Origin of the sequence: Pandoraea anhela (assembly GCF_902459655.1) — a bacterium.
Classification (GTDB): Bacteria; Pseudomonadota; Gammaproteobacteria; order Burkholderiales; family Burkholderiaceae; genus Pandoraea; species Pandoraea anhela.
Genome location: NZ_CABPSB010000017.1, coordinates 131373 through 141934 on the forward strand (window position 1 = coordinate 131373; position 10562 = coordinate 141934).

Below are 10562 nucleotides of genomic sequence, written 5' to 3' on the forward strand. Positions count from 1 at the left end.
TTGTTCGCATTGTTCGCATTGTTCGGATTTTTCGGATTCTTCGGATTGGCGCGCACGGGCGGGTGTCCCGTGCAGTGCGGAACGTCGTCGTCATGGGTATCGGTATCGGTACCACGTACCGGTCGGGCGAGACAGAGGTGGCGGACGCCTCAGATCCCGCGCACGCCTGTCAGTGCCCCGGATCGCAGCGTCGGAGGTACTCGCGCGGCGGCAGGCCGTAACAGCGGCGGAAGGCGCGCGTGAAGGCTTTCTCGGAGGCGTAGCCGACCGCGTCGGCCACGTCGGCAATGCGCGCTCCCGCCCCCGCCAGACGCTGTGCCGCCAGATACATGCGGTGTGTGGTGAGATACGTCATCGGCGATTCGCCGACGAGTTCACGAAAGCGCAGACAGAACTTCGTGCGCGACATGCCGGCGATGGCCGCGAGTTGCTCGACGGTCCACGCACGCTGCGGCGCTTCGTGCATGCAAGCGATGGCACGCCCCAACTGCGGGTCGGTCATGCCGCGCAGCCAATGCGAGCTCGTGCCGCCGTGCTTGCCGAGATGGGCGCGCAGGATCTGTACGAACAGGACATCTGCGAGACGGGCGACCGCCGCGCGCCATCCCGCACCACGGTGCATCGACTCTTCGATGAAGCCGGCGATGGTGCGCGTGAGCAAGGCCGGCACGGCGGGGTCGCCCGCACGGATGTGGATCAGCGGCGGGAGCGACGCCAGCAACGGATTGCGCACCCGGTCGCGAAACATCACGACGCCGGTGTAAAGATCGCTCACGACGCCATCGCCGCCTGCCCGAAAGGCGAGCGGCGTATCGAGGCGCGGCTCGATTCCCTGCGCGGACATCATCGCTTCGAAAACGACCGGCGGTTCGTCCAGCGACGAACACATCACGTGCTCATGCCCGTGAGGCAACAACACGCAGTCACCCGGTTCGACACGCACCGGCGGCATGCCCGCCACGACGAGATAGAACGGTTCCCCCGTCGCCGTGCGAAACGGCGCGCCGTCGAGCGCAGGCTTGCGCAGTGACCACGGCGCACCGAAGGTGAAGCGACCGGTGACGACGGCGTCCGCCCGCAGGTCGCCAAGCACGTCGCTCAGCGGGTCCATCGCGCCTCGCCTCGCACGGCAGCAACGACGATTCGTTTCATCGGTGAAACTTCGGTTTATCTATGGATAAACCGAAGTATGCCGCTTTACTGATCGGAAAAGAATCCGAAATCGCCTAGGGAAAGTACGAGGCTCAGAGGCCCAGGGCGACGACGCCTGAGGCGCAGGCGTCGCTATCGTCACGCACGCTGCCCCGTCGGGGCGCGAAGCCGTCAGCGCCCAGAAATCGACGTCAGGAAAAACTCGGCGACGTGGCCGCCGGCAGCGTCCAACGAACAGGTCGCCGGGCCGCCGTCGACGTCGATGCGAAGGGCATGGCCGGCCGGCACCGTCGCACGGCGGCCATCGGCGAACGTCACGTCCACCTGACCGTACGCACAATAAAGAAATGCCACGGCAGCGGCTTCGGGTGGCAATGTCCACACCCACGGCTCGCCGTGGAGGCGGTGCTGCGTGAGTGTGTGCTGCCAATCGGCGCGGCGCGTCATGACATTGAAGTCGTCGATCGGCACGCCGTCCGCCTCCAGCGCAGGCGTGCTGCTCACCGCCAGTTCGCCGGGGAAAGCGTATGGCGGCGTGTGTGTGGAAAGCGTGACGTCCGCACGACCTTCGACGGCCAGCGTCAGCGTACCGCCCCGCACGATCGCGAGCGACCGGTCAATGCCGGCGAACACCGAAAACGGTCCCGGCGCAGCCACGGTCGCCGTGCTGATACGCCAGTCGAAGCCGTCCTCGCCGGGGCGACGTGCGACGGCCAGCTCCGTCGTGACACCCTGGCCGTTCTTCCACAGCATTTTCAGAAAATCGGCCGGGCCGAGTGCTTGCAGTTTCATTCGACGTGCGTACCTGACGAAACGATTGACGACCTTATCGACGCACTTACTTGCGCACTTCGCCGTGACCGAACACGACATACTTCAGGCTGGTCAGCCCTTCGAGACCCACCGGCCCGCGCGCATGCAACTTGTCGTTCGAGATGCCGATCTCCGCCCCGAGACCGAACTCAAACCCGTCGGCAAAGCGTGTGCTCGCGTTGATCATCACACTGGCCGAATCGACTTCACGCAGGAACTGCATGGCGTCGCTGTAGTTCTCGGTCACGATGGCGTCGGTGTGATGCGAGCCGTAGCGATTGATGTGGGCGATAGCCGGGGCCATGCCGTCGACGACCTTGATCGCGAGCACCGGTGCCAGATATTCCGTCGACCAGTCATCTTCGGTGGCGGCAATGACGCCGCTCACACCGGCCTCGCGAAGCGCGGCAAGCGTGCGCTCACAACCGCGCAACTCGACCTGCTTGCTCTGGAACATGCGTGCGATGGCGGGCAGCTGGGCGATGGCCTGCTGATCGACGAGCAGCGTCTCCATCGTGTTGCAAGTGCCATAGCGGTGCGTCTTGGCGTTCTCGCAGATCGCCAGCGCCTTGACCGGATCGGCCTGAGCGTCGACATACACGTGGCAGATGCCGTCGAGGTGCTTGATCATCGGCACGCGCGCATCCTGCATCAGACGCGCGATCAGGCTCTTGCCGCCACGCGGCACGATCACGTCGACAAACTCGGTCATCGTGATGAGTTCGCCGACGGCCGCGCGATCCGGCGTGCTGACGACCTGCACGGCATCGCCGGGCAGGCCGGTCGCGGCAAGTGCCTCGGCGATGAGCGCAGCCAGCGCCGTGTTGCTTTCGATGGCTTCCGAACCGCCACGCAGGATGGTCGCATTGCCGGACTTCAGGCAGAGCGCGGCGGCGTCGATGGTCACGTTCGGACGCGACTCGTAGATGATACCGATCACACCCAGCGGCACGCGCATCTGACCGACCTGAATGCCGCTCGGTTGCACACGCACGTTGCTGATTTCGCCGATCGGATCGGACAGCCCGGCAATTTGCCGCAGGCCTTCGATCATCGTGCGCAGCGCCTTGTCCGACAGCGTCAGGCGGTCGATGAAGGCGGCGTCCTGACCGTTGGCACGGGCGCGTTCGAGATCGCGACGGTTCACGTCCTGCAACTTCGCCCCGTCACGTTCGATGGCGTCGGCAATTGCGAGCAACGCGCGGTTCTTGGCAGCGGTGTCGGCACGGGCCATCGCGCGCGACGCTTCGCGAGCGCGCTGGCCCAACGACTGCATGTAGGCTTTGATATCCATATCGTCGGTTTCGGTTCGGCGAACTCGTCGCCAGAGGGGTCTGCGGACTGTCGATGCGAGCGACGCTCGTCAATTCGGGTAGCGCGGCGTCGCGTATCCCCGCTCACGCGTCAGATTGTCCGTCAATTGCGACAACCTTGCTGGCGCATCTCCCGCCGTCCGGGAGCGGAAACACGGCGATTCCGCAGGGGCGCGTCGGGGTTCGTTGGGGCTGGGCGCGCTACGCGTGCGTCGGGCGAGGGGCACGAGCGGAGCGCGCCATCGGCGGTCGCTCGCCGGCGAGCAGCAAGCCGAGTTGCAGCATGCCGTCCCACGGATCGCCCGGCAACCCTTCTGCGCGCAACCCCTTGACCTGCCGGTCCAGACGCGCCGCCAGTTGCAGCGCCTGCGCGAGCATGGGGGCCGTGACGCGATTCGCGGCCTGTTCCATCAGCCGCTCACGTGGCCCCCAAACCCGGTATTCGCGCAATAGCATCGCAAGCGGTTTGCCCGACGCCATGCCGCGCGTGATCTTGGCAAGGGTGCGAACTTCTTCCGTCAGCGCCCACAGCACGAGCGGGGCGGCTTCTCCCTCACCGCGCAGCCCGTCGAGCATGCGCACCAGTCGCGCCACATCGCCCGCGAGCACCGCTTCGCTGAGTTTGAAGACGTCATAGCGCGCAACGTTCAGCACGGCATCCTGCACCTGCTCGAACGTGAGCGCGCCCGACGGATACAGCAAGCCCAGCTTCTGAATTTCCTGATGCGCCGCGAGCAGGTTCCCTTCGACGCGATCCGCGATGAACTGCAAGACACGCCGCCCCGCTTCACCGGCTTCAACGCGCTGTCCCTGTGCACCGAGGCGCTGTGCGATCCAGTCCGGCAGACGGGTGCGGTCGACCGGATCGACCTTGACCGTCACACCGGCACGATCAAGCGATGTGAACCAGTCCGACTTGCTCGCCGTGGCATCGAGCCGGGGCAACGTGATGATGGTGAGCACATCGCTGTTGGCGGCATCGGCATGCGCTTTGAGCGCGGCGCCGCCATCCTTGCCCGGCTTGCCGCCGGGAATGCGCAGTTCGATGAGCTTGCGATCGCCGAAGAGCGACATCGACTGGCCGGCATTGGCGAGCGCGCCCCAATCGAAGCTGCGCTCGACGCTGAGTACGTCGCGCTCGGTATAGCCGCCGGCGCGCGCTGCCGCGCGCACACGATCCACAGCCTCCTGCACGAGCAGGCTCTCGTCGCCGTAGATCGTGTAGATCGGCGAGAGGGTTTTGGCGAGGTGCGCGTCGAGCGCGTCGGGGCGCAGTTGCATAGCGGGCGTTAGGCGTTACGCGTCAGGCTTCACTTCCGGCATGGACTTCACAGCTTCCATGCGGCGAATGATCTGATCGACGGCGTCTTTTTGCATATCGCGATTGAGCAGCGCGGCTTCCGTATCGCGGGCGGTCGTCTCGCTGTCGCTGTATGGCAGATTTCGCGACAGGCGAATCGTCGTCAGCGGAATGATCGGCCGGCCATCAGGCGTGACGAGCTGGAACGTGAATGCGCTGCGCATCTCGTATTCACGAGCCTGGCCGTTCGCGTCGAGACTGACGGCATTGCGCGAGTTGGTCACGCTTATGATCTCGAGGCGAGCGTCCGCGTCCTTGGGATCCGTCACAACGATCGTGCCTTTGCTTCCGTAGCGGATGTAACGCGAAATATCTGCGGCCATCTGACCGCCGCCTGAAATAAACAGGCGCTGGAAAGCGTACTCGCTCGAACCGCGCAGCTGGAAACCGCAGGCGGACAACGCCAGTGCGGTCGCCAGCAGCGCGACCCAGCCGAAAATCCTGCGCGTCATGCCGACGCCTCGTTGCCCGGATGTCATTTGCACGTGATGTGCCCTCTTCTCACCAAACGTCATCAAATCGGTTGAGGCGGCAGCGCGCCGCCCCTGGCCGTCGCGTCGCGATGCGTGTCAGACCACCACGTTCACCAGTCGACCCGGCACCACGATCACCTTCTTGACCGGCTTGCCTTCGCCGAACTTGGCGGTCATTTCATGCGCGAGCGCCGCCTGCTCGATGGTCTCGCGCGAAGCGTCCTTCGCCACGCGCACCGCACCGCGCACCTTGCCGGCCACTTGCAGCACGAGTTCGATCTCGTCTTGCACCAGCGCCGCTTCGTCGACTTCCGGCCAGGCGGCGTCGAGCAAATCGCCGGATTGCGCCGCGTAGCCCAGTTCCACCCACAGACCGTGCGTCACGTGCGGCACGACCGGATACAGCACGCGCAGCAGAATGCCGTAACACTCGCGCACCGCGCCGGCGCCCGCCGCGCCCTTGTCGCTTTCGATCGCATTGAGCATCTTCATCGCCGCCGACACGACCGTGTTGTACTGCACACGCTGATAGTCGTAGTTGGCTTGCTTGAGCACGCTATGAATTTCGAGACGCAGCGCCTGAGCCGCCGGATTCGCGGTATCGATGGCGGCATCCGCCTGGCGCAGCAACGCCGCCTGCGACTGACCGAAGCCCCACAGGCGACGCAAGAAGCGGCTCGCGCCTTCCACACCGGCGCCCGACCATTCGAGTTGCTGCTCGGGGGGCGCCGCGAACATCACGAACAGACGCGCCGTGTCGGCACCGTACTGGTCGATCAGCGATTGCGGATCCACGCCGTTGTTCTTCGATTTCGACATCTTCTCGATGCCGCCGAGCGTTACATCGGCGCCGTCCGCCTTGGACGTGGCGCCCACCGGACGGCCCTTGTCGTCGAATTGCACCTGCACGTCGAGCGGGTTGAACCAGGTCTTCTTGCCCGCCGCGTCTTCGCGATAGAACGTCTCGTTGAGGACCATGCCCTGCGTGAGCAGGTTCTGCGCCGGCTCCTTGAAGCTCACCAGCCCCAGGTCGCGCATGACCTTGGTCCAGAAGCGCGAGTACAGCAAGTGCAGAATCGCGTGCTCGATACCGCCGATGTACTGATCCATCGGCATCCAGTAATCGGTGCGCTCGTCGACCATGGTCTCGGCATCCGGGCAGGCATAGCGCGAGAAGTACCACGACGAATCCACGAACGTGTCCATCGTGTCCGTCTCGCGGCGCGCCGGCTTGCCGCATTTCGGGCAATCGCACTTCAGGAATGCGTCGGACTTGGCCAGCGGGTTGCCCGTGCCGTCCGGCACGAGGTCTTCGGGCAGCACGACCGGCAGATCCTTCTCGGGGACCGGCACCGCGCCGCACGACTCGCAGTGAATGATCGGGATCGGCGTGCCCCAGTAACGCTGACGCGAGATGCCCCAGTCACGCAGACGGAACGTGACCTGCTTGTCGCCCACGTCCCTGGCCTTGAGGTCGGCCGCGATAGCGTCGACGGCCGCTGCGAAACCCAGGCCGTCGTACTTCCCGCTGTTGACGAGCGTGCCTTCCTTTTCGGCGTACCAGGTTTGCCAGGCGTGCGCCGAATAGGTCTGACCTTCGACGGCCACGACCTGCCTGATCGGCAGGTTGTACTTTCGCGCGAACGCGAAGTCGCGCTCGTCGTGCGCAGGCACCCCCATCACAGCGCCTTCGCCGTAGCCCATCAGCACGTAGTTGCCGATCCAGACTTCGACCTTGTCCCCCGTGAGCGGATGCGTGACGAAGAAGCCCGTCGGCATGCCCTTCTTTTCCATCGTAGCGATGTCGGCTTCCGCCACGCCGCCTTGCTTGCACTCGGCGATGAACGCCTGCAAGTCGGGGCGATCGGCCGCAAGACGCGTCGCCAGCGGGTGCTCAGCGGCAATCGCCGCAAAGGTCACGCCCATGATCGTGTCGGCGCGGGTGGTGAACACGCGCAGCAGCTTCTGCTCGCCGTCGAGTTCGTACGGGAAACCGAAGTTCACGCCGAAGCTCTTGCCGATCCAGTTCTGTTGCATCACCTTCACGCGCTCGGGCCAGCCGAGGTCGTCGAGGTCGCCGAGCAGTTCGTCGGCGTATTCGGTGATGCGCATGTAGTACATCGGGATCTCGCGCTTTTCCACGAGCGCACCCGAGCGCCAGCCGCGGCCGTCGATCACCTGCTCGTTGGCGAGCACGGTCTGATCGATCGGGTCCCAGTTCACCGTCCCCGTCTTCAGATAGACGACGCCCTTCTCGAGCATCTTCAGGAACAGCCACTGATTCCAGCGGTAGTAATCCGGCTTGCAGGTGGCGACTTCGCGCGACCAGTCGATCGCCAGGCCCATGGCCTGCATCTGCTTCTTCATGTACGCGATGTTGTCGTACGTCCACTTGGCCGGCGGCACGCCGTTGGCCATCGCGGCGTTCTCCGCCGGCATGCCGAACGCGTCCCAGCCCATGGGCATGAGCACGTTGTAGCCGCGCATGCGCATCTGGCGGTACATCACATCGTTGATGGTGTAGTTGCGCACGTGCCCCATATGCAGCTTGCCCGACGGATACGGCAGCATCGAGACGCAATAGAATTTCTGTTTGTCCGCGCGCTCGGTGGTCTTATAGGCATCGATGGCCTGCCAGTGGGACTGGGCGCTGGCTTCGACGTCGGCGGGAACGTATTTTTCTTGCATGATGGGTCGGCGGATAGGATTCGGCTCGGCTTCGGCCCCGCGCGTACGCGTCACAAGGTGCGCGGTACGCAGGATTTACGGGGCGGATCCGGGGAAAACGATGATTATAACGCCGCCGGGAGTCGATTCGGCGTGACGTTGGCGAGGGGATGCGACCTTTGCGTCACTTTCGCCGCCGCGCTTGCGAGCGAGGCGGCCGAATTGCGGTGGTGCGCCTCGACGAGGATAGCGGCGCCCTCCATGAGAGCGCCGGTGTGACGGCAACGACTGCCCGGCATGACCCACAACGTCTCAGGCGACGCCGGGTCACACCGCCGGCCACCCGGCGGAAAACCCGTGACAGATCAGCGTAGACCCAGCACGTCCTGCATGTCGAACAAGCCCGTCTGGTGCTGCGCAAGGAAGCGTGCAGCGCGCAGCGAACCCTGCGCATACGAGAGTCGGCTCGACGACTTGTGCGTGATTTCGATACGCTCACCGATCCCGGCAAACAACACCGTGTGATCGCCCACGATATCGCCGCCGCGCACGGTGGCGAAACCGATCGTCGACGGATCGCGCTCGCCGGTCACACCTTCACGGCCATAAATGGCGCATTCCTTCAGATCGCGGCCCAGCGCTTCGGCCACGACTTCCCCCATGCGCAGCGCCGTTCCCGACGGCGCGTCGACCTTGTGGCGATGATGCGCCTCGATGATTTCGATGTCGTAACCCGTATTGAGAATCTTGGCGGCGATTTCGAGCAGCTTGAACGTGGCGTTCACTCCCACGCTCATGTTGGGCGCGAAAACCACGGCGACCCGCTCGGCGCCCTTGGCCAGACGCGCTTTGTCGTCTTCCGAAAAACCGGTCGTGCCGACGATCATCTTCACGCCGTGTTTTTCTGCGGCCGCCAGATGCGCCAGGGTGCCTTCCGGACGCGTGAAATCGATCAGATACTCGGCGTTCGCAAGTGCCGCGTCGAGGTCCGAGGTGATCTTGACACCCGTGTCGCGGCCGAGAAAGGCGCCGGCATCGATGCCCAGCGCCGGGCTGCCTTCGCGGTCGAGGGCGCCAACGAGTTCTGCGTCGTCCGCCGCAAGTACGGTTTCGATCAGCATCCGGCCCATACGGCCGGAGGCGCCTGCAATCGCAATCTTCATCATGGTGAGTCTTTCGTCGTCTTTCTACTGGCTTCCCGCAGCTTTTCCCTACTTACGCGGGCTTACTCGGACTGGCGCAGGCTTACTGCGGCGCCGAGAACAGGCCGCCACCGGAAGTCACGCGCGGCGACGGAACGAGTCCGGTGCCGGTGGGCTTGGCCGAGGTACCACTGTTGGCGGCAGGCGCCGTCGAAGGCGCAGGTTGCGGCGCCGGTTTTGCTGCGGCAGCCACATTGGCGGCGGCATCCGTGGACACCGTTGCGACGTCGGTCGGGGCCGGGGCGGCGGTCGGCGCAGCGGCAGCTGCGTCCGGCGACGGCGCGGCGGCTTCGGCGGCTGCAGCGCTGGCCGTCGACGGAGCCGGGGCTTCCGTCTTCACGGCCTTGCCCTTCTGGCCGTCGATTTCCTGCACCAACTGGTATTCGGTCGGCAGATTTTCGCCACCTTCCCAGCGGGCCAGCGTGTCACCCTCGAAATAGACCTTCAGATGACGCTCCTGCACCACCGACGCGTTGCCGCGCTTGAAGTAGAAGACGTAATCCCAGCGATTGGCGTGGAAGATATCGGTCAGCAGCGGCGTGCCGAGCAGTTGACGGACCTGATCGCGCGTCATGCCGGCCTTGAGCTGATCGTAAGCTTCCTTCGATACGAAGTTGCCTTGAACGATGTTGATCCGATACGGCGTGACGACGCCGATCACTTTGTCGGTCATGCTGTCATACGTCGAACAGCCGGCCAGCACCAGGAATGCCGCCGATGCGCAGACGGAGAACGGAAGGGAGAGATAACGACGCAAATCTGACTCGCTTTCAAAAAAATCGAACTTGAATCCGGCACGCCGCGCGCACCGCCACATCGCCCCCGTTGACGGCACGACCGTCCCGTTTGCCCCGGTTTGCGCCCGGGCAAGGCAAAAAGGCATTATTATTGGGGCTGTATTGTACTCTAGGGACGTAGAGCGATGCCGAATCCCGCCGATCTGAAAAATATCGGACTGAAAGCCACGCTTCCGCGCCTCAAGATTCTGGAGATTTTCCAGAACAGTGAGGTGCGCCACTTGACCGCTGAAGACGTATATCGTCATCTGCTCGGCGAAAATCTCGATATCGGTCTGGCCACGGTCTACCGTGTGCTGACGCAATTCGAGCAAGCCGGGCTATTGTCGCGCAGCAACTTTGAATCCGGCAAGGCCGTTTTCGAACTCAACGAAGGCCATCACCACGATCACCTCGTGTGTATGGACTGCGGTCGCGTCGAAGAATTCTTCGACGCCGAGATCGAACGCCGTCAGAAGTTGATCGCCAAGGAACGCGGTTTCGCGCTCCAGGAGCACTCGCTCGCCATGTACGGTAGCTGCACGAAGGACCCTTGCCCTCACCGTCAGAAGAACTGACCGATCCGGCGATGGCCATCCGCCCAAATCTCACACAAGTTTTGGGACATTGCACAAAAATGCCACGAACAGTCGAGACCGCATGACAGCGTTACGTTCCGCATCTCGCGGATCGTCACACAAACAAAAACGCCCGATGTTGCTGAAGTGCCCCCCAAGAGTTGGACATAAATCCAGCCCTTGGGGGTTTTTTCATGACGAAGTACGACGAGGCATTCAAGCGTCGCG

General features: G+C 64.0%; 10 protein-coding genes. 1 reads left to right on the forward strand and 9 read right to left on the reverse strand.

The window, feature by feature from the left end; translation table 11 throughout:
• Window positions 1-169: 169 nt before the first annotated feature.
• The 8 genes from PAN31108_RS20485 to PAN31108_RS20520 all read right to left on the reverse strand — a co-directional run bounded on the left by PAN31108_RS20485 (window position 170) and on the right by PAN31108_RS20520 (window position 9653).
• A complete protein-coding gene (locus PAN31108_RS20485) occupies window positions 170-1111 on the reverse strand; it encodes an AraC family transcriptional regulator (RefSeq protein WP_150670605.1) in 942 nt (313 codons plus the stop codon).
• Window positions 1112-1323: 212 nt separating this feature from the next.
• Window positions 1324-1944, reverse strand: coding sequence for a HutD/Ves family protein (locus PAN31108_RS20490; RefSeq protein WP_174995076.1), 621 nt, complete (start codon window positions 1942-1944; stop codon window positions 1324-1326).
• A gap of 46 nt (window positions 1945-1990) precedes the next feature.
• Window positions 1991-3259: a glutamate-5-semialdehyde dehydrogenase gene (locus PAN31108_RS20495; protein ID WP_150670607.1), complete on the reverse strand. Its 1269-nt coding sequence runs from the start codon at window positions 3257-3259 to the stop codon at window positions 1991-1993.
• A gap of 220 nt (window positions 3260-3479) precedes the next feature.
• Window positions 3480-4559, reverse strand: coding sequence for a DNA polymerase III subunit delta (holA, locus tag PAN31108_RS20500; RefSeq protein ID WP_150670608.1), 1080 nt, complete (start codon window positions 4557-4559; stop codon window positions 3480-3482).
• Window positions 4560-4574: 15 nt separating this feature from the next.
• Window positions 4575-5090, reverse strand: a complete 516-nt coding sequence (locus tag PAN31108_RS20505) for an LPS-assembly lipoprotein LptE (protein WP_174995077.1) — start codon at window positions 5088-5090, stop codon at window positions 4575-4577.
• Window positions 5091-5207: 117 nt separating this feature from the next.
• Window positions 5208-7799, reverse strand: coding sequence for a leucine--tRNA ligase (gene leuS / locus PAN31108_RS20510; RefSeq protein WP_150670610.1), 2592 nt, complete (start codon window positions 7797-7799; stop codon window positions 5208-5210).
• A 344-nt stretch (window positions 7800-8143) separates the two neighbouring features.
• Entirely contained in the window at window positions 8144-8941 is a 798-nt protein-coding gene (dapB, locus tag PAN31108_RS20515; RefSeq protein WP_150670623.1) for a 4-hydroxy-tetrahydrodipicolinate reductase, read from the reverse strand.
• Between the two features lie 82 nt (window positions 8942-9023).
• Window positions 9024-9653, reverse strand: a complete 630-nt coding sequence (locus PAN31108_RS20520; RefSeq protein WP_246184060.1) for an outer membrane protein assembly factor BamE — start codon at window positions 9651-9653, stop codon at window positions 9024-9026.
• Window positions 9654-9902: 249 nt separating this feature from the next.
• On the opposite strand from PAN31108_RS20520, the gene fur reads away from it, so the two are divergent.
• Window positions 9903-10334: a ferric iron uptake transcriptional regulator gene (gene fur / locus PAN31108_RS20525; RefSeq protein WP_039393197.1), complete on the forward strand. Its 432-nt coding sequence runs from the start codon at window positions 9903-9905 to the stop codon at window positions 10332-10334.
• On the opposite strand, the gene PAN31108_RS26635 is transcribed toward fur, so the two are convergent.
• The coding region (locus tag PAN31108_RS26635) for a hypothetical protein (RefSeq protein WP_217426343.1) at window positions 10322-10562 on the reverse strand (241 nt) is incomplete at its 5' end. The two genes, fur and PAN31108_RS26635, sit on opposite strands and share 13 nt — an antisense overlap.

What these genes read in the sequence shown, in the direction of transcription:
- PAN31108_RS20505 (WP_174995077.1), bottom strand. Translation starts at nt 5,090, where the DNA reads ATGACGCGCAGGATTTTCGGCTGGGTCGCGCTGCTGGCGACCGCACTG.
- PAN31108_RS20520 (WP_246184060.1), bottom strand. Translation starts at nt 9,653, where the DNA reads ATGACCGACAAAGTGATCGGCGTCGTCACGCCGTATCGGATCAACATC.
- holA (WP_150670608.1), bottom strand. Translation starts at nt 4,559, where the DNA reads ATGCAACTGCGCCCCGACGCGCTCGACGCGCACCTCGCCAAAACCCTC.
- PAN31108_RS20495 (WP_150670607.1), bottom strand. Translation starts at nt 3,259, where the DNA reads ATGGATATCAAAGCCTACATGCAGTCGTTGGGCCAGCGCGCTCGCGAA.
- dapB (WP_150670623.1), bottom strand. Translation starts at nt 8,941, where the DNA reads ATGAAGATTGCGATTGCAGGCGCCTCCGGCCGTATGGGCCGGATGCTG.
- PAN31108_RS20490 (WP_174995076.1), bottom strand. Translation starts at nt 1,944, where the DNA reads ATGAAACTGCAAGCACTCGGCCCGGCCGATTTTCTGAAAATGCTGTGG.
- leuS (WP_150670610.1), bottom strand. Translation starts at nt 7,799, where the DNA reads ATGCAAGAAAAATACGTTCCCGCCGACGTCGAAGCCAGCGCCCAGTCC.
- fur (WP_039393197.1), top strand. Translation starts at nt 9,903, where the DNA reads ATGCCGAATCCCGCCGATCTGAAAAATATCGGACTGAAAGCCACGCTT.
- PAN31108_RS20485 (WP_150670605.1), bottom strand. Translation starts at nt 1,111, where the DNA reads ATGGACCCGCTGAGCGACGTGCTTGGCGACCTGCGGGCGGACGCCGTC.